The organism is Roseinatronobacter bogoriensis DSM 18756, assembly GCF_004366635.1.
Taxonomy (GTDB): Bacteria; Pseudomonadota; Alphaproteobacteria; order Rhodobacterales; family Rhodobacteraceae; genus Roseinatronobacter; species Roseinatronobacter bogoriensis.
Genome location: NZ_SORN01000007.1, coordinates 19,327 through 36,783, shown reverse-complemented (window position 1 = coordinate 36,783; position 17,457 = coordinate 19,327). Strand labels below are relative to the sequence as shown.

General features: G+C 58.3%; 14 protein-coding genes. 3 read left to right on the top strand and 11 right to left on the bottom strand.

What is annotated here, in order from left to right:
* Positions 1–9: 9 nt before the first annotated feature.
* The 7 genes from EV660_RS13915 to mutM all read right to left on the bottom strand — a co-directional run bounded on the left by EV660_RS13915 (position 10) and on the right by mutM (position 6,959).
* Positions 10–630 carry a LysE family translocator gene (locus EV660_RS13915; protein ID WP_071479525.1) on the bottom strand — a complete coding sequence of 207 codons (621 nt, stop codon included), beginning with the start codon at positions 628–630 and terminating at the stop codon, positions 10–12.
* The gene (gene recF / locus EV660_RS13910; protein ID WP_071479526.1) at positions 627–1,721 is read right to left on the bottom strand and encodes a DNA replication/repair protein RecF; all 1,095 of its coding nucleotides are present in this window, start codon (positions 1,719–1,721) and stop codon (positions 627–629) included. The genes EV660_RS13915 and recF overlap by 4 nt, the downstream gene beginning before the upstream one ends.
* 92 nt (positions 1,722–1,813) lie before the next feature.
* The gene (gene dnaN / locus EV660_RS13905; protein WP_071479527.1) at positions 1,814–2,932 is read right to left on the bottom strand and encodes a DNA polymerase III subunit beta; all 1,119 of its coding nucleotides are present in this window, start codon (positions 2,930–2,932) and stop codon (positions 1,814–1,816) included.
* Between the two features lie 107 nt (positions 2,933–3,039).
* Positions 3,040–4,392, bottom strand: a complete 1,353-nt coding sequence (gene dnaA / locus EV660_RS13900; protein WP_071479528.1) for a chromosomal replication initiator protein DnaA — start codon at positions 4,390–4,392, stop codon at positions 3,040–3,042.
* Positions 4,393–4,837: 445 nt separating this feature from the next.
* The gene (gene rpsT / locus EV660_RS13895; RefSeq protein WP_071479529.1) at positions 4,838–5,104 is read right to left on the bottom strand and encodes a 30S ribosomal protein S20; all 267 of its coding nucleotides are present in this window, start codon (positions 5,102–5,104) and stop codon (positions 4,838–4,840) included.
* A 150-nt stretch (positions 5,105–5,254) separates the two neighbouring features.
* Positions 5,255–6,031, bottom strand: a complete 777-nt coding sequence (locus EV660_RS13890) for an enoyl-CoA hydratase (RefSeq protein ID WP_071479530.1) — start codon at positions 6,029–6,031, stop codon at positions 5,255–5,257.
* 64 nt (positions 6,032–6,095) lie between these two features.
* Positions 6,096–6,959, bottom strand: a complete 864-nt coding sequence (gene mutM, locus EV660_RS13885; protein WP_071479531.1) for a bifunctional DNA-formamidopyrimidine glycosylase/DNA-(apurinic or apyrimidinic site) lyase — start codon at positions 6,957–6,959, stop codon at positions 6,096–6,098.
* 108 nt (positions 6,960–7,067) lie between these two features.
* Here mutM and ubiE point away from each other — a divergent pair, with 108 nt between their 5' ends.
* Both ubiE and ubiB read left to right on the top strand, forming a co-directional pair.
* Positions 7,068–7,820 carry a bifunctional demethylmenaquinone methyltransferase/2-methoxy-6-polyprenyl-1,4-benzoquinol methylase UbiE gene (ubiE, locus tag EV660_RS13880; protein ID WP_071479532.1) on the top strand — a complete coding sequence of 251 codons (753 nt, stop codon included), beginning with the start codon at positions 7,068–7,070 and terminating at the stop codon, positions 7,818–7,820.
* A gap of 2 nt (positions 7,821–7,822) precedes the next feature.
* Positions 7,823–9,352: a 2-polyprenylphenol 6-hydroxylase gene (gene ubiB / locus EV660_RS13875; RefSeq protein WP_071481858.1), complete on the top strand. Its 1,530-nt coding sequence runs from the start codon at positions 7,823–7,825 to the stop codon at positions 9,350–9,352.
* Between the two features lie 15 nt (positions 9,353–9,367).
* On the opposite strand, the gene EV660_RS13870 is transcribed toward ubiB, so the two are convergent.
* A complete protein-coding gene (locus tag EV660_RS13870) occupies positions 9,368–10,039 on the bottom strand; it encodes a thiamine diphosphokinase (RefSeq protein ID WP_071479533.1) in 672 nt (223 codons plus the stop codon).
* Positions 10,040–10,177: 138 nt separating this feature from the next.
* Between EV660_RS13870 and EV660_RS13865 the strand changes: the two genes are divergently transcribed.
* Entirely contained in the window at positions 10,178–12,493 is a 2,316-nt protein-coding gene (locus tag EV660_RS13865) for a hypothetical protein (RefSeq protein WP_071479534.1), read from the top strand.
* Between the two features lie 165 nt (positions 12,494–12,658).
* Here EV660_RS13865 and infB read toward each other — a convergent pair whose 3' ends face one another.
* From infB to nusA, 3 genes are read right to left on the bottom strand one after another with little or no spacing between them, the layout of a single operon-like run.
* Entirely contained in the window at positions 12,659–15,184 is a 2,526-nt protein-coding gene (infB, locus tag EV660_RS13860; RefSeq protein ID WP_071479535.1) for a translation initiation factor IF-2, read from the bottom strand.
* The gene (locus EV660_RS13855; RefSeq protein WP_071479536.1) at positions 15,181–15,813 is read right to left on the bottom strand and encodes an RNA-binding protein; all 633 of its coding nucleotides are present in this window, start codon (positions 15,811–15,813) and stop codon (positions 15,181–15,183) included. Before EV660_RS13855 ends, infB begins: the two co-directional genes overlap by 4 nt.
* Before the next feature lie 17 nt (positions 15,814–15,830).
* Entirely contained in the window at positions 15,831–17,456 is a 1,626-nt protein-coding gene (gene nusA / locus EV660_RS13850; RefSeq protein ID WP_071479537.1) for a transcription termination factor NusA, read from the bottom strand.
* Position 17,457: the final 1 nt, after the last annotated feature.

Here is a 17,457-nt window from a genome sequence, read left to right as displayed (position 1 = left end):
AGGGGGCGATCAGGTAACGGCAATCACCATACCAACCCCAATCATCAAGCCGCCTGCTATCCGGTTGGTACGTGCGATGGCTGTGCCTGAGCGCAGCAAGGCCCGCGCCCGGTCGATCAGAAGCGCCAGCATCAGATTGCCCAGCATCGGAATTGACACCGAAACAAGAATGATTGCCGTGATATCAGCCCATGTCACGCGGGTCAGGTCAAAAAAGCCGGGCAGAACGCCCATATAGAACAGGATGGCTTTCGGATTGGCCAGAATCACGGTGACCCCTGCCGCAAAACCGGCAAGGGCGCCGGGCCGGGTCAGGCGGCTGTCAGCCGAAATGTCGCGGGCTGCATGGCGGATCAACTGCCAGCCCATGACGACGAACATAGCCACAGCGACCCATTTCATGGCCTCCAGCAGATCACCATAGATTGACAGGATCCATGTCAGCCCGAAAATGGCAGCCAAAGGCCATAACATGTCACCCAAAGCAACCCCAACAGCCAGCGGCGCGGCAGAGGTGAAACCGCCAGACATGGCCCGCGCGGTTAGCGCCACCCAGACCGGACCCGGGGTCAGAAACAAGATCAGAATCGCACCTGCATAGAAAACAAGTTCCAATGGGGTAATGGTCATGGCGCTTCTGCTTCCAGTTTCGAGAGGCCGCCTGCCTCGGTGACAGTAAAGTATTGTGCGCGGTGCCCAAAATCGCCAAATAACTCTGGGCCTGTTCCAGTCAGGAAGGCTTGCACGCCCAGATTGCAAATCGCATCGTAAAGCGCTGCCCGGCGGCCCGCGTCAAGATGGGCTGCGACTTCGTCAAGCAGCAAAATGGGCGCACTGCCACGCACCGTTGCCAGCGCACGGGCATTCGCAAGAATGATCGAGATCAGAAGCGCCTTCTGCTCGCCGGTGGAGCATTGCGCGGCTTCCATGCCCTTCGCAGCCCAGATTGCGCGCAGATCGGCGCGATGCGGGCCAATCAGGCTTCGGCCGGCGGCCATATCGCGCCTGCGCCCTTCGGCCAGTGCGGTTGCCAGCGCGTCTTCATCGGCCGGTGCCGTGCAGTCCAGTGTCAGGTCAGCCTCGGGGAAGGGGCTGTTGGGGTCGGAATGCGTGCCAATGATGTTGAGAGCGGCAAGACGATTCTCGGTGATGCGGGCGCCTGCTTGCGCCATTTGCGCCTCCAGTGCCGCGAACCAGCCATTATCCGTGACCCCTTCGCGCAAAAGGCGGTTACGTTCGCGCATGGCTTTTTCATACCCTAGTGATTGCACCGCATGATCCGGCCGAAAACTAAGGACAGTCCGGTCCAGAAAACGCCGCCGCCCCTCGGTTCCTTCCACCCAAAGCCGGTCCATTGCCGGGGTCAGCCACAGCATGGCAACCAGTTCCCCCAGTGCGATCTGAGGGGCGGCTTTCTCGTCGATGCGCACTTGCCTTGTGCTGCCGGGTTCTGCCCATGTCTCGACCTGGTGTTGCCCTTCGGGTGTTGTCAGTTTGGCCCGTATCTTCCAGCCGACTGATTGCGGGCGGCGTGCAATCTCCTCCGGGCTGGCCCGGCGCATTCCCCGTCCGGGCGAAAGCAGCGAAACGGCCTCAAGGATATTGGTCTTGCCTGCGCCATTCAGCCCGGACAGAACAACAGGCCGTCCATCCAGTTCCACCCGCGTGCGCAGATGCGAGCGAAAATGCGACAGGGTCAGATGGCACAGGTGAATCGACATGACACAGCGGTAAAAACTATTCCTGCAAGTTACCAGCATGAAAAAGCCCCGCATCAGGGCGGGGCTTTGCTATTTTTAGAGGCGCGAACAGATCAGACGCGCATCGGCATGACAACATAGACCGCGCTGGTGTCATTGCCTTCGCGCATCAGCGTGGGGTCACCCGAGGTGTTGAACATGAAGACCGCATTCTCTCGATCGACCTGAGAGGCAATCTCCAGCAGGTATTTTGCATTGAACCCGATTTCCAGCCGTTCATCGCCATAGGCCACGATCAGTTCTTCTTCGGCGGCGCCGGAATCCGGGGCGTTCACCGACAGCACCAGCTTGTCATCCTCCAGTGCCAGCTTGACTGCGCGCGACCGTTCTGAGGACACAGTTGCCACGCGGTCGACCGCCTTGGAGAATTCGCTTGCATCCACTTCCAGCCGCTTGGTGTTCTGGGTCGGGATGACGCGGCTGTAATCGGGAAAGGTGCCGTCGATAACCTTTGAGGTCAGCGTCATGTCGGGGGTGGCAAAGCGCACCTTGGTTTCCGAGACCGAGACGGCGATTTCCATGTCATCGTCGTCCAGCAGCTTGCGCAACTCGCCCACTGTCTTGCGCGGAACAATAACCCCGGGCATATTCTCGGCCCCTTCGGGCAGCGGCGCGTCAACACGTGCCAGTCTGTGCCCGTCTGTTGCAACACAGCGCAGAACCCGCCCGCTTTCGCCATCAGCCACATGCATGTAGACGCCGTTCAGGTAGTAACGCGTTTCCTCGGTCGAAATGGCGAATTTCGCCTTGTCGAACAGGCGGCGCAGCACTTTGGCAGGGGCCGCAAAATTGGCGCTGTATTCGCTGCTGGCCATGACCGGAAAATCTTCTTTCGGCAATGTAGCCAGCGAGAAATTTGACCGCCCTGCCGAGACTTGCAGCCGACCGGTGCGGGTATCATCCACCAATTCGATCAATGCGCCATCAGGCAGCTTGCGGATAATGTCATGCAGCAGCACCGCCGATACGGTTGTGGCCCCGGCCTGTTCAACCATTGCGGGCGCGCGGTCCAGAACCTCGATATCCAGATCGGTCGCGCGCAGGGTCACGCTGCCCTCGCTCGCCTCGATCAGGACATTGGCCAATATCGGAATGGTGTTGCGACGCTCCACCACCGATTGCGCCTGTGCGACGGCCTTGAGCAACACCGCCCGTTCAATACTGATCTTCATACCCCAGACCCTTCTTAACCGCTGGCAGAACACCCCCAGCCGGGGAGCGTGAGCCTAGTCAATTTTCATATGACGACAAGCGTTTTTTCGCTGATGATCACAACAGGTCAGCTTTCCAGAAGGCGGCGCAGCAATTCTATGTCTTCATTCAACTGCGTGTCCTGCTCTCGCATCTCTACCACTTTGCGCACGCCATGCAGGATTGTTGTATGATCGCGCCCGCCAAAACGACGCCCGATTTCCGGCAGTGAGCGAGAGGTCATTTCCTTGGACAGATACATCGCAATCTGGCGCGGGCGGGCAATCGTGCGTGTGCGTTTCGGGCCAAGCATGTCAGACAGACGAATATTGAAATGCTCCGCGACCTTGCGCTGGATTTCCTCCACGGTCACGCGCCGTTCCGAACTGCGCAGCATATCTGACAGACAGTCCTGAACCATGTCCTGACTGACTTCCTGCCCGATCAGGCTGGAGAACGCGAACAGCCGCTGCAACGCCCCTTCCAGCACGCGAACATTGGTTGTGATTCTGTGCGCCAGAAATTCGAAAACACCATCATCTATCTTGATGCTGCCATAGCTTTGGGCGAATTGGGCAGCCTTGCGATGCAAGATGCCAAGGCGCAACTCATAGTTTGTAGGGTGCAGGTCCACGACAAGGCCGCATTGCATTCGCGACGAGATTCGCGCTTCAAGATCCTTGATCTCTCCGGGGGCGCGGTCTGCGGAAATGACGATCTGTTTGTTCTGATCGACCAATGCGTTGAAAGTGTGGAAAAATTCTTCCTGTGTGCTGTCCTTGCCAGCGATGAACTGAACGTCGTCCACCATCAGCACATCGACAGAGCGGAACAGGTTCTTGAAATCCATGATCTCGCGGTCGCGCAGGGCCTGAACGAAACGATACATGAATTGTTCGGCAGACAGATACAGCACTTGCAAGTCTGGACGCTTGGCTTTCAATTCCCAGGCGATGGCATGCATCAGGTGTGTCTTGCCCAAGCCAACGCCGCCATAAAGGAACAGCGGGTTGAAGGTGACAGGGCCACCCTCGGCCACCCGCCGCGCGGCTGCATGAGCCAGTTCATTGGGCTTGCCTACCACGAAATTGTCGAAATTGTATTTCCCGTCCAGCGGCGCGCCTTGCAACTCATCTCCCGCGCCAGACTTGTTGACGGTGGAAGCGGCCGTGGCCGTGGCCGTGGCGGGGCGCTGGGCCGGTTCCCCGACAATGAATTCCATCCGGGTTACGTCTGTGCCTATCGTTTGCAGGCGCGAGAAAATCTGATCATGATAGGTGCGTTTCACCCAATCGCCGACAAAGCGAGAAGGTGCTCTAAACCGAACCACGCCATCGCTGACCCCAAGGCATTCAAGCGGTTCGATCCAGTTCTTATGGTTGCTCTCCCCAATCTCGTATCGCAGCTCTTCAGAAATTCCGGTCCATTGTTCCGCAACCATCACATCCCAGCCTTTATTGTTCTTGCGCTTTTTGTCGCATCATTTCGGGAACAAAGCAGCGTCAGGCATCCCCAATACCCGAACGCTCGCACCTATTACACGCAGCCGAAGCCTAACTCATTCTCAACATTTGAAACTGGTACTGACCCAAAAACATTACCAGAACACAGGGCTGCCACAGGGCTGCCCACATGAACACACTCTTGCCTCTGTCTAAGCTCGAATGCAGCGCAGCCAGTGTGCGCGTTTCTACAGCGCAGCCGCTCCCGACCCGAGTCGTCTTGGACATTAGCAACCGCCCATCACAGCGGCAACACAACTTGCTGCTTGACTAGGCAAACAGAAGCAAAGAATCGGGCCATGTTGCGAAACTGTTCCCATCGCTGGGTAAGAAAAAGGCACCTCGAAAGGTGCCTTTTTCTTTTATCTTTGTGTGGTTCGCGCGTTATGCTGAAAGGGCCTTGATGCGTGACGCAAGACGCGATTTTTTCCGCGCGACAGTGTTTTTATGCAAAACGCCTTTTGTGACACCGCGGTCCAGTTCTGGCTGCGCTGCGCGCAACGCTTCGGTTGCTTTGGCTTGATCGCCGGAAGCGATGGCTTCTTCAACCTTGCGCAGGAATGTACGCAGGCGCGAGCGGCGCGCCTTGTTAACTTCGGTACGCCGCTCCAGCTGGCGGGCGCGTTTTTTTGACTGTGGTGTATTGGCCATGGGCTTTGTCTTTCGTGTCCGTTTCAATATTGTTGCACAACGGACCCTCACTGGTCCGATCGACCAGTTTCGACTCGTGCCTTAAGCGGGCCCACGCGCATGTGCGCCGCGTATACGACAGCGAGTCGAAAAAGGGAATAGGTGAATCGATTACTGGTCGCGGAATTGTGGCTGGCGTTTTTCAAGGAAGGCCGACATGCCCTCTTGCTGGTCAGCCGTGTTGAAAAGCATGTGGAACACGCGCCGTTCAAACAAAAGCCCTTCGCGCAAGGTCGTCTCGTAACTGCGATTGACGGCTTCCTTGACGACCTTGACCGAGATTTGCGATTTCTCGGCAATCTTGGATGCGGCGGTCATGGCCTCATCCATCAGTTTGCTTGCAGGCACCACGCGGCTGACAAGGCCGGAGCGTTCGGCCTCTTCGGCATCCATGAAGCGGCCTGTCAGATGCATGTCCATCGCCTTGGATTTGCCAACAAAGCGGGTCAGGCGCTGGGTGCCGCCAATCCCTGCGACCACACCAAGGTTTATTTCCGGCTGGCCGAATTTTGCAGTATCGGCTGCAATTATGAAGTCGCACATCATGGCCAATTCACAGCCCCCGCCCAGTGCATAGCCTGCAACGGCCGCGATGATCGGCTTACGCACGCGCAGCAACGCTTCGGTTTCCGGGGCGAAGAAATCCGCCTGGAACATATCGACGAAGCCTTTTTCCGACATTTCCTTGATGTCAGCACCAGCAGCAAACGCCTTGTCAGAGCCAGTGATAACGATGCAGCGCACCTTGTCATTCTTGTCCGCCGCGCCCAGCGCATCGGCCAGTTCACCCAGCAGGGTAGAGTTCAGCGCGTTCATTGCATCTGGGCGATTGAGCCGGATCAGTGCGATATGATTGTCAATATCGACGATCAGCGTTTGATAGGCCATGGTTTGGCACCTTGATTGTTAGGTTCAGGCCCCTTGGCATAACAGCTTGTTCACTGGGTTCAAGTCATCTCTGGCATGTCGAACAGTAGAAGCTGGAGCGGCCAGATTGCACTATGCGGCGTATGGTTTGGGGGCAACCTTGCGTCACGCAGGGCGCGCCCTCGCGCCCGTAAACGCGAAAGCTGTGCTGAAAATATCCAAGTTCTCCATCGGCTTGCCGGTAGTCGCGCAAACTGGACCCGCCAGCCTCGATCGCGTCGCGCAGCGTGGCCCGAATTGTGTCGGTCAGACGCTCGATTCGCCCCGCGCCAATCCGACCTGCGGCACGCAATGGGCTGATTCCGGCGCGAAACAATGCCTCGCAGACATAGATATTGCCTAGCCCGGCAACGATTCGCTGATCCAGCAATGCAGCCTTGATTGGCGTCTTGCGCCCCTTGAGGCGATTGGCCAGATAATCTGCGTGAAACGCATTGCTCAGTGGCTCGGGGCCGATATTGGCCAAGAGCGGGTGCGCGTCCAGTGCGCTGGTGGCGCAAAGATCCATTGCCCCAAAGCGGCGCGGATCGTTGAAGGTCACTCGCGCACCATTGGCCATGTGAAACAGGACATGATCGTGTTTACCGATGGTCGGGTGTTCGAAATGGAACTGTCCGGGTACATGGGTGGCCTTCAGCCCCGAAATGACCATGCGCCCGGACATGCCAAGGTGAATGATCAGGCTCTCGCGCGTATCCAGATCTATCAGGATGTATTTTGAGCGGCGGCGCAGATTCGTGATGCCCGCACCACTTAGCCGCTTTGCCATGTCGGCTGGAAAGGGCCAGCGTAATCCATCGCGGCGCAATTCGGCTTGCAGGATGCGCTGTCCTTCCATCGCGGGCAAAAGGCCGCGACGCACGGTTTCAACTTCGGGCAATTCAGGCATGGTTCTGATCCGCCTTGTCACGGGGTCGCATTGTATCGCCCCCCTATAACCTTATAAGAGGAAGCAGACAGCCCCAAAGGGGTGCAAGACATGCGGAGCGTGGCAGGCATGAGCGGTGACGACAAGACAACACATTTCGGCTATCAGACAGTCGAAGAAGACCAGAAGTCCGGGCTTGTTCAGGGCGTATTTACGCGTGTTGCATCGAAATATGATGTCATGAATGACCTGATGTCGATGGGCATTCATCGGGTCTGGAAAGACGCGATGATGGATTGGCTGGCGCCGCGCCCCGGTCAGCGCTTGCTGGATGTTGCGGGCGGCACGGGTGACGTCTCTTTTCGTTTTCTCAAACGGGCAGGTGCCGGGGCGCATGCGACTGTGCTGGACTTGACCGAATCCATGCTGATAGAGGGGCAGAAACGCGCCGAGGCCGAGAATATGGCGCATGCGCTGGATTGGCTGGTCGGCGATGCGATGGCGCTGCCCTTCGCCGATAACAGCTTTGATGTCTACACAATCAGCTTTGGCATTCGCAATGTGACGCGGATAGAAGATGCTTTGTCAGAAGCGTATCGCGTGCTGCGCCCCGGGGGGCGTTTGATGGTGTTGGAATTCAGCCAGCTTCCCGTTGACGGGCTGCAAAAGCTGTATGACCTGTATTCGTTCAATGTCATTCCTGTTATGGGCCAGATCGTCGCCAATGACCGGGACAGCTATCAGTATCTGGTCGAATCCATTCGCCGCTTCCCCGATCAGGACCGGTTCGCAGGCATGATCCGCGATGCCGGATTTGAACAGGTGAAATATCGCAATCTGTCGATGGGCATTGCGGCACTGCATTCGGGCTGGAAGATTTGATGATGCGTGGACCGTTTAACCTGTGGCGGCTGATCCGAACCGGGGCCACATTCGAGCGGACAGGTGCCATGCATGTGGTGTTGGAGGCAATGAATGCCCCCCCGCGCCTGCGGTTTGCCGCACGTGTTTTGGGCTGGCCGTTCAAGCTGCTGGGGTTGAAGGGCGACCCGAATCAGCCGCCCTTGACGCGCGCCCTGACCGCACTTGGCCCGGCATACATCAAGTTCGGGCAAACATTGGCAACGCGCCCCGATGTTGTGGGGCAGGAACTGGCAGATCAGCTGCGCTACCTGCAAGACAAGCTGCCACCCTTCTCGCGCGCCGAAGCGATGCAGATGATCGCGCAAGAGCTTGAGGCGCCGGTTGATGAAATTTTTTCCGAGGTGTCAGAGCCGGTGGCGGCTGCGTCTATCGCGCAAGTGCATTCGGCTATCAGGGCTGACACAGGGGTTCGCGTTGCGGTCAAAGTGTTGCGCCCGAATGTGGAACGCGCTTTTCGTACAGATGTGGACGCGTTTTATTTTGCGGCCCGCGTGATCGAGTTTTTGTTGCCATCAACCCGGCGTTTGCGCCCGCTGGATGTGATCCGGCATTTCGAAAGCGTGGTCGAGGGCGAGTTGGACTTGCGGTTGGAAGCGGCCTCTGCGGCGGAATTTGCTGCAAATACCGAGAATGACGAAGGCTTCAGCGTGCCGCGCCCGATCTGGAATCTGTCTTCGCGCCGGGTCATGACGCTAAGCTGGGTCGAAGGCATGGCGATGGGCGACAATGCGGCGCTTGATGCGGCTGGCATTGATCGCAACGAACTTGGTGTCCGGGTGCTGACGCTGTTTTTACGTCATGCTCTGCGGGATGGGTTCTTTCATGGCGACATGCATCAGGGCAATCTGAAGGTCAGCCCCACGGGCGAGATTATTGCGCTGGATTTCGGAATCATGGGGCGCATCGATTCCTTTACCCGCCGCGCTTATGCCGAAATCCTGTTCGGGTTTATCCGCAAGGACTACCGGCGCGTTGCCGAAGTGCATTTTGAAGCGGGCTATGTCCCCCCGGACCGCGACATCGACGAATTTGCCCGTGCGCTTCGCTCTGTCGGGGAACCGATTTTTGGCATGGATGCGCGTCATATCTCGATGGCGCGGCTTTTGGCCTATCTGTTCGAGGTGACCGAGCGTTTCGGCATGGAAACCCGGACAGAGTTGATCTTGCTACAGCGGACAATGGTTGTGGTCGAAGGGGTCGCACGGTCGCTGAACCCGGAAATCAATATGTGGCATGTGGCCAAGCCAGTGGTTGAAGAATACATCCGCGAAAGTATCGGCCCAAAGGCACTGGCCGGCGATCTGCTTGCCACTCTGCGCATTCTTGCGCGTTTTGGCCCCCATATGCCACGACTTGTCGAAGATGCCCTGATCGCGCAAGCCCACCCGCAGCAGCGTGTGGTTGCCCCGGACCGAAATCGTCCGGTCATCTGGGGGCTGGTTGGCGGCGGGTTGGTGGGCTTGGGTGTCGTGCTTGGGGCGATTCTCTGACAGATATGGCCAGAATCAGGTCCAGTCCGGTCCGGATTGCAGGGCCGAGAGTGTTTCCGCTAGATGCCCACGCTCCAGCAAGACCAGCATTCCAGGCTGATCAAACTCCAGCACAACCCGGTCGGCGCTTATGCGGTTTGAGGTGCCGATCTGTGCGGCCGGGGAAAACTCCTGACCCTCGATTGGCCATTCAAGTCCGGCGGAGCGCCCCGAGACAGGGGCCATGGGAAATAACGAAAACCGCGCGCCCATTGGGAGAGACAGTGTCAAACGTGGTGGTGCCAGAAAACAGATGTCCTGCGCCGCCAGCATGATCACACGTGCCCGCCCGTGTCGCACCAGCGACGACATGGCGGCCAGCGTATGGTCCAGCCGCGCCCCGTCAAACCCCAAGGCAAGCATAAACGGCGCGCGCACTGTGCGAAGGCATTTATCGAAATCCGTGCTGTCTTGTTCGGGGATATGGATGACCTTGTCGCCAAGGTTGGATCGGATTGCCGGGTCCAGTGAATCCAGATCACCAATGACATGTTTCGGGACATGTCCGGAGGCCATCAGCCCATTCGCACCGCCGTCTGCCGCGATCAGAACAGGGGCAAGGCCAAGCGCCTGATTCAGATCGCTTTGCGAGTAGATTCCGCCCCCCACAAGCGTCACACCATAGATTGAGTCGACAGGCTGGCACATTATTATAGACTTTTCCCAGAGTGCGAATCGGACTTTTCTTAGCCATATTCAGATCATCAAATCACCAAAGTCTGAACATCTAATCGCTCATGTCTTACGCAACTATCCAGTTGCACAGGTAACGAAAGCGAGCATGTTATGGTCGGCCCGAACAAGATTCTGACAGTGTCATACGGCACATTCTCCTGCACCCTTGAGGGGTTTGATGAACCTTTTGGCACGATGCAGGGCATAGCTGAATATTTCCGTGATCTTGCAGCACAGGACAGGTATTTCGGGGCTGAACCTCCGACCCCTGACGCCGAGATGTTGCACCGGATCGCAGAGCGCGAGATCCAGCGCCGCGTGGAAGCGCGCGTGCAGGAAAATGGCGTGGTCCTGCGGCCAGAGGCGCTTTCGCAAGGCGATTCGGGTGCACTGGCCCTTGCTGTCGCAGAGAAAGCCAAGAAAACTGCCACAACAAAGTCTGTGCCCGCGTTGGCGTCAGAAGTTCAAAGCGGTCAAGAGGACGTTGCGCAAAGTAATCCTTCATCTGTTTCTGTCGAAGCACCTGATGCGGAAGGGCTGACAGCAAAAGCCGCTATGACCGAAGTTCCCACAGAGGCTGCACCTCAGGTGATGGCCGAAGCTGAAGACGCTATCAGCCCTCAGGTCGCCGAAGTCGCGCCAGAGCAGCCAGAAGCACCCACGGTGGCTGAGGTGGAAGATGCGGCAGAAGAAAAGGATGTCGCAAAGGCGCAAGATACCGAAGTTGCACCGGCAACCCCCGAACAAGGTGTTTCGCAACCGGCTGTTGCTCAGGCGGCGGACACCGCTTCGTCAATCAGCATGAGTGAGAAGCTGGCCCGCATCCGCGAGCGTATCGCGCATGCGGCAAGCGCTGCCCCCAATGTTCAGGTGGCAACGATTGCTGGCAAGGCGGCACTGTCCGCACCCGACGCGGCTGCCGAGCCGCAAGCGAATGTAAAAAACACTGCTGCACCTACTGAATCACACGCTCTGATGGACCAAAGCGCATTCGACGATGCTGTGTGGGACAACACCGAGTCGGCTGATGGCGTCGATCAGCAGGCAGACGAGATCGAGAAAGAGGCCGCAGAGCTTCCCGCGCAACCCGAGCTGGTTGACGTTGTGTCAAAAGATGAGATCACCGCCGAAGACGTAGCCGAGGCGGAAGAACCTGAGGATGCCGAGGGTGAAGATTCCGTCCTTGCTGCGCATTTTGAGCGCGACGACCCTGATTTCGATGCAGATTTTGATGACTTCGACGATGATGACTTCGATGCTGACCTGAAAGATAGCTACGCCGCAGCCATGCCGGTCGAGGCCGAGCAGGAGAAGGCCGCGTCCGACGCCAAAGCGCCCGATACGCAGCTTTCGGACAAGCAGTTGCGGGAACAGATTCGCAGCATGATCGGGGATACGGGGCTCAGCAAGGATGACGAATCAGACCTTGTTTCGGAACTTGCCCATATCGAGCGCCAGGCCGCGCCGCGGCGCGCACCAAATGCGCGTGCGCAATTCGATGCGATGATCGGTGACACAGATGAAACGGCGGCACGCTTGATGGAGACAGCGCGCTCTGAATTGGGACAGGTCGAATCACAGCGCCGCCGCGAGACTTTTGAACATATGCGCGTTGCAGTCGATGCGACCCGCGCGGAAGAGGCCGCGACCGGCCCGCGCCGTCCCGATATCGTACAAGAGCGCGAGATCGAGCGCTACCGCGAGGATCTGGTCGCGCCAGAGCCGCTGCGTTCGGTAACAGCGCGTGACGATGCTTCGAAAGACAGTGCGCCGGATCAGCCTGAGGACGTTCGCCAAGCTTCGGAAGATACAACAATTTCGCATAGCCCGGCCGTTGAGGTTGACCAGCCTGCCAAGGTTGCGGCGTCCAAGCCTGATCAGGAAGACATCTCTGACCATGATGCGCTGGCCAAAGCAATTCAGCCTGTTCCCCGGCGGCCAGCCCGGCCAGAGGGCACGAAGCGTTCGCGGCCACAGCCTGAGCGTGCGCCGCTGGTGCTTGTGTCAGAGCAGCGTGTTGATGAAACCGCTCAGGCCACGCCGGTTCGCCCGCGTCGCGTGACCAGTGCAGCGGCGCGTTCGATAGATCTGGATGGCCTGAAGAAAGCATCGCCGCTTTCCGCCGAAGACCGCAAGGCCTTCAAGGACTTCGCAGAAGCTGTTGATGCCTGGTTGCTGGATGAACAGATCGAAGCTGCGGCAGCTTTCAAGACGCACTTGAAAGGGCAGCAGGAATTCACGCGCGTTGATCTGATGAGCTATGTCCTTGCCTATAACGAAGGGCGCGAAGTCACACGCGATGATATGTTGCGCGGCTTTGGCACCCTATTGCGCGAAGGGCGCCTGCAACGCGGCGAAGGTGGCGCGTTCCGGCTGTCGTCGGCGTCTGAATTCGACCAGCCAGCCCGCAAATACGCAGCGGGCTAAGACCAGCGACAAGTCTGAGTTAGACCAAAAGGCCCCGGAATTTTCCGGGGCCTTTTGCTGTTCAGATTTTGCGAAATTTAACCGGTTGGGCAACTGCCATAACTGCCGGCATGAAAAAAGGGGCCATCTGCTGGCCCCTTGTCTTCGCCCTGATCGTATCAGGTTTTAGCTGAGTGTGCGCTCGATCTCTTCGCGTTCGAAAATCTCGATAACATCCTTGGCGCGGATATCGTCGTAGTTTTCAAAGGCCATGCCGCATTCCTGACCGGACTGCACTTCCTTGACCTCGTCCTTGAAGCGCTTGAGCGTCTTGAGCGTGCCTTCATGCATAACCACGTTATCACGCAGCAGGCGCACCCCGGCAGATCGCCGCGCGACCCCTTCGGTTACCAGACAGCCAGCGACCTTGCCGACACCGGACACCTTGAAGACTTCGCGAATCTCGGCATAGCCGATGAAGTTTTCGCGCACTTCGGCAGAGAGCAGCCCAGATGCCGCGGCTTTGATGTCATCAACCAGATCGTAAATGATCGAGTAATACCGCAGCTCGACGCCCTTCTGGTTGGCAGAGTTACGGGCAGACGCATTTGCACGGACATTGAAGCCGATAATGGGCGCGCCGGATGCTTCGGCAAGGCCGACATCCGTGTCAGTGATGGCCCCGACACCGTAATGAAGGACCCGCACGCGCACTTCGTCATTGCCGATCTTCTCCAGCGCCTGAACGATCGCTTCGGCAGAGCCCTGCACATCGGCCTTAACCAGAACGGGAAGTTCGGCAATATCCTGATCGGCCTTGGCCTTGGCCATAAGCTGTTCCAAGGTCGTTGCCGCACCGGCGGCCGCGCGTTTATCTTTGGCCGCTTCCTGGCGGTATTCGGCGATTTCGCGTGCCTGGGCCTCCGTCTCGACCACGTTCAGAACGTCGCCCGCTTCCGGCGTGCCATTCAAGCCAAGAACCTCGACCGGGACGGATGGTCCAGCTTCCTTGATCCGCTCACCCTTGTCGTTGACCAGTGCGCGGACCTTGCCCCACTGCTCGCCAACAACAAAGATATCACCCTGACGCAATGTGCCGTTCTGAACCAGAACAGTCGCCACGGGACCGCGGCCAACATCAAGCTGTGCCTCGATCACGGCACCCATCGCATTGCGATCAGGGTTGGCCTTCAGTTCCAGAATCTCTGCCTGTAGTGCAATCGCTTCCAGCAAGGCGTCCAGCCCGGCACCCGTAATGGCCGAGACTTCGACATCCTGCACATCGCCTGACATGGCTTCGACCACGACTTCATGCTGCAACAATTCTGTGCGCACTTTATTGGCGTCGGCTGCGGGCTTGTCACATTTGTTGATCGCTACGATCATGGGCACTTTGGCGGCCTTGGCGTGATTGATCGCCTCTATCGTTTGAGGCATGACAGAGTCATCTGCCGCGACGACCAGAACCACGATATCCGTCACATTGGCACCACGTGCCCGCATGCTGGTAAATGCCGCGTGACCAGGTGTGTCGAGGAACGACAGAAGCGCGCCGCTCTCTGTCGTGACCTGATAGGCGCCGATATGCTGCGTGATGCCGCCAGCTTCGCCAGACACGACGCTTGTTTTGCGAATTGCATCCAGAAGCGATGTCTTGCCGTGATCGACATGGCCCATGATCGTGATGATCGGTGCCCGCGGCTGAAGGTCTTCGGGGGCGTCGTCGGTCTGGGTAATGACCTGCTCGACATCGGCATCCGAAACGCGCACGACCTTGTGCCCGAATTCCTCGATCAGCAATTCGGCGGTGTCGGCGTCAATTGTCTGGTTCATGGTCGCCATGACACCCATTTTCATAAGCGACTTGACCACATCTGCCACACGTTCGGCCATGCGGTTGGCAAGTTCCTGCACCACGATGGTTTCAGGCAACTGCACTTCGCGCACGATCTTCTCGCGCGTTTGGGTCTGGCCCATGGCTTTCTGGCGTGCACGTTCCTGCTTGCGCTTCATCGCAGCCATGGAACGTTGGCGCCCGCCATCGCCGGCCAGCGCGTCTTTCAGCGTCAGCTTGCCTGCACGGCGTCCACCAGCATCATCGCGTGGTTTGGCGCGCGTGGCGCGATCTTCTTCCCCGCGCTTGACGGATTTACGCGCATCTTGCGGTGCGGCAGTCGGACGCGCACGCTCTGACAAGGGCGCGGCCGTCGCGGTTGGCGCGGCTGGTGCCTCGTCTTCCTGTACCTTGCGTGCGGCTTTTTCGACCTTTTCTGCCTTTGCCTCGGCTTCAGCCTTGGCAGCGCGGGCTTCTTCTTCTTCCTTGGCGCGCAGCGCGGCTTCGCGTTCGCGTTCTTCGCGTTCACGGGCCTCGGCTTCTTCGCGGCGGCGCTGGCGTTCTTCTTCGCGCGCACGCTCTTCGGCGTCGCGTACTGCGGCATCCTGGGTTTCGCGGGCCTTGGCTGCGGCCAGCGCCTTCAGGCGGCGCTCCATCTCGGCGTCGGAGATCCCGGCGGGGCGGCGCGATGGATCAGATTGCGTGGGAGCTTTTCCCTGCGTTCCAGATGCCTGCTGGGCGCCCGGCTTGGGGACGACCACGCGCTTGCGTTTTTTCTCGACCACAACGGATTTCGTCCGCCCATGGCTGAAGCTTTGCTTCACATGGCCGCCTTTGCCGCCAAGTCCGAGTGTTTTCTTTCCGTCTGTATCGCTCATGCGTCCGTCTTATCCTCTCCGGCGGCATATCCGCCGATACCTGTGCGCAAACCTTTCAGTCTTGCTGCTTCCTCTACAACAGCTTGACTGAGTCCACCAGCACGAAGCGAGGCATGTATCACATGTTCCCGCCCAAATGCCAAACCTAATTCCTGCGCGCTAAGCCAGCCAATATAACTGTCTGGCCCTTCGGGTGGGCGCAGCTTCGTTTTCCCCCGTGTCGAGCCGTCATGGGCCTGAATGAGAATGGCCATTTCGTCTTTCAGCGCAAGATCGCGGCATTTCTCATAGCCCGCAAGGGCCAATCCACTTTTGCGCGCCAGTGAAATAAGGTCGATCACACGGCGCAACAACAGTTTTTCGACCAGATCTGCCAGCCCTTCGGGCACCGTGACGGCCTGACGCGCAGCACGGGCAAAAGATTTCTTCTTCTCTGCCTGCTCCAGTGCTGCGCGATCTGCGCTAACCCAGATCCCGCGACCTGGAAGCTTGCCTGCCAGATCCGGCACAATCTGGTTATCTGGCCCCACAACAAAACGGATCAGATGACGCGCATCGCCGGACTCACCAGAAACGATACAACGGCGTTCCGGCCCGTCCCTGACGGTCTTTTTTCCACCGCGCGTCATCTGCGCCCCCGCGCCGCTCAGTGTGTTTCACCCTCTAGCTCGGCACCGTCTGCATCTACGTTCTCTTCGGCATCGGCTTCCAATTCGCTTGGATCAACCCAGCCCAGCAGAACGCGCGCGCTCATGACCAGATGCTGCGCTTCCTCAAGGCTCATATCGAAGCTTTCCAGAAGCCCTTCATCCTTGACGCGTTCGCCATCTACAGTGGTCCAGCCTCCGGCCAGTTCCCAGTCTGCGCAAGTTGCGAAGTCTTCCAATGTCTTGATGCCGTCCTTGGCCAAGGCTTCGACCATCTGTGGTGTCAGCCCCTCGAATTCGATCAGGCTATCTTCGACACCCAGTGCGCGTGCGTTTTCCAGCGCTGCGGCCGCCACTGCTTCCAGTCTTTCGCGGGCGCGGGTCTGCAACTCCTGTGCGGTTTCTTCGTCAAAACCGTCAATCGTCAGCAACTCGTCAAGATCAACATAGGCCACTTCTTCAAGCGAGGTGAATTCCTCAGCGACCAGAAGCTGTGCCATCATCTCGTCAATGTCCAACTCGTCGATGAACAGTTTTGTGCGCAGGGCAAATTCAGCCTGACGACGTGCCGATTCCTCGGATTCGGTCAGAATGTCGATATCAAGGCCGGTCAACTGGCTGGCAAGGCGCACATTCTGTCCGCGCCGACCAATGGCCAGTGAAAGTTGTTCATCCGGCACCACAACTTCGATCTTGCCAGCCTCTTCGTCGATCACAACCTTGCTGACTTCGGCGGGTTGCAGGGCGTTCACAAGGAATGTGGCCTGATCTTCTGTCCAGGGAATGATGTCGATCTTCTCGCCCTGCAACTCATTGACCACGGCCTGCACGCGGCTGCCGCGCATACCAACACAGGCACCCACCGGGTCGATCCCCGAATCATAAGAGATGACACCGATTTTGGCGCGCGATCCGGGGTCGCGGGCGACGGCCTTGATCTCGATGATGCCATCATAGATTTCGGGCACTTCCATCTTGAACAGTTCGGCCATGAATTCCGGCGCGGTCCGTGACAGGAAAATCTGCGGTCCACGGGCTTCGCGGCGTACATCCTTGACATAGCAGCGGATGCGGTCGCCATTGCGATAGCTTTCGCGCCCGATCTTCTCGTTCCGGCGCAGCACCGCTTCGCCACGGCCAACATCGACGATGATATTGCCATATTCCTCGCGCTTGACGACACCGTTGAGAATGGTGCCCGCGCGGTCCTTGAATTCCTCGTACTGGCGATCACGTTCGGCTTCGCGCACGCGTTGCAGGATCACTTGCTTGGCCGATTGCGCGGCAATCCGGCCCAACTCGACGGGCGGCACGCGGTCAACAATCTCGTCACCCACTTTCGGGTCGTCCAGATACGGCTTGGCCTGTTCGACAGTCAGTTGCGCGTGGTAGTTTTCCAACTCTTCTTCGTCCACGACTGTGCGAACGCGCGTGAATGCGGCAACGCCTGTCTTGCGGTCGATGCTGACGCGAATATCCATATCTGCGCCGTAGCGCGACTTTGCCGCCCGTGCGAGGCTGTCTTCCATCGCCTGAATGACCAGTTCGGGGTCAATCATCTTCTCGCGGGCGACGGCCTCGGCGGTTTGCAGCAATTCAAGCTGGTTGGCAGAGGTGATTGCCATC

Bases quoted from the DNA above. Each gene is read 5' to 3' on its own strand.
- EV660_RS13915 (WP_071479525.1), bottom strand. From the start codon at position 630: ATGACCATTACCCCATTGGAACTTGTTTTCTATGCAGGTGCGATTCTG.
- recF (WP_071479526.1), bottom strand. From the start codon at position 1,721: ATGTCGATTCACCTGTGCCATCTGACCCTGTCGCATTTTCGCTCGCAT.
- dnaN (WP_071479527.1), bottom strand. From the start codon at position 2,932: ATGAAGATCAGTATTGAACGGGCGGTGTTGCTCAAGGCCGTCGCACAG.
- dnaA (WP_071479528.1), bottom strand. From the start codon at position 4,392: ATGGTTGCGGAACAATGGACCGGAATTTCTGAAGAGCTGCGATACGAG.
- rpsT (WP_071479529.1), bottom strand. From the start codon at position 5,104: ATGGCCAATACACCACAGTCAAAAAAACGCGCCCGCCAGCTGGAGCGG.
- EV660_RS13890 (WP_071479530.1), bottom strand. From the start codon at position 6,031: ATGGCCTATCAAACGCTGATCGTCGATATTGACAATCATATCGCACTG.
- mutM (WP_071479531.1), bottom strand. From the start codon at position 6,959: ATGCCTGAATTGCCCGAAGTTGAAACCGTGCGTCGCGGCCTTTTGCCC.
- ubiE (WP_071479532.1), top strand. From the start codon at position 7,068: ATGAGCGGTGACGACAAGACAACACATTTCGGCTATCAGACAGTCGAA.
- ubiB (WP_071481858.1), top strand. From the start codon at position 7,823: ATGCGTGGACCGTTTAACCTGTGGCGGCTGATCCGAACCGGGGCCACA.
- EV660_RS13870 (WP_071479533.1), bottom strand. From the start codon at position 10,039: ATGTGCCAGCCTGTCGACTCAATCTATGGTGTGACGCTTGTGGGGGGC.
- EV660_RS13865 (WP_071479534.1), top strand. From the start codon at position 10,178: ATGGTCGGCCCGAACAAGATTCTGACAGTGTCATACGGCACATTCTCC.
- infB (WP_071479535.1), bottom strand. From the start codon at position 15,184: ATGAGCGATACAGACGGAAAGAAAACACTCGGACTTGGCGGCAAAGGC.
- EV660_RS13855 (WP_071479536.1), bottom strand. From the start codon at position 15,813: ATGACGCGCGGTGGAAAAAAGACCGTCAGGGACGGGCCGGAACGCCGT.
- nusA (WP_071479537.1), bottom strand. From the start codon at position 17,456: ATGGCAATCACCTCTGCCAACCAGCTTGAATTGCTGCAAACCGCCGAG.